Annotated in this window: 1 protein-coding gene; it reads left to right on the top strand. The window is 72.3% G+C overall.

From position 1 onward, the window contains the following. On the top strand, window positions 1–649 hold a 649-nt coding region (locus AB3X89_RS40105; protein ID WP_368588041.1), incomplete at both ends, for a hypothetical protein.

Genomic DNA, 649 nt, shown 5'->3' with positions numbered 1-649 from the left:
CGAAAAGGTGCTGCGCGAGGCGATGGACGCACAGGAGGTGGCGATGGCCCTGAATGGGCTGTCCAGATGGCCGGAGGCGCCCGAAGCGCGGGACGCGGTGCTGGCCCTGGCGCAACGGCTCGCCACCGAGGAGGTGCTGTGCCCCTCGATGACCGCGCAGGAAGTGACGATGGCCTTGAATGCGCTGTCCAGGTGGCCGCAGGAGACCGGCCTGCGGGAGGCGGCCAGGCTGCTGGCGGCACGCCTGGGTCGGCCCCCGCTGCCGTGGAGTGCGTTCGACTTCGGCCATCTCGCGCAGATTGCCAACGCGCTGGCGCGGCTGCGCGGGGACGAAGACGGGGACGAAGACGGGGACGACGCCCGGCTCGCACGCGGTGTACTGATGGGGGTAGCGGTGCACCTGGCGCTGCGCCCGGAACGCTTCGACAGCGCCGATGGCCGCGGCGTGGGTTTGCTGCTCAAGGCTTTCGCCCAGCTGCGGATGCACGACGCGCTACGGCCGCTTGGCGCGACAGCGCTGGGACGGGTCCGGGCGCTGTGCGGCGCCGGGAGCCTGCGCGATGAACCGCTGGAGTGCATGGGCAACCTGTGCATGGGGCTGCTGCCGCTGGCGCGCAGCCCGCAGCTCAAGCGCCACCGGGTGGACGCC

Source organism: Paraburkholderia sp. BR14320, assembly GCF_040948665.1.
GTDB lineage: Bacteria > Pseudomonadota > Gammaproteobacteria > Burkholderiales > Burkholderiaceae > Paraburkholderia > Paraburkholderia youngii.
This window is presented reverse-complemented; position numbering and strand designations above follow the sequence as displayed.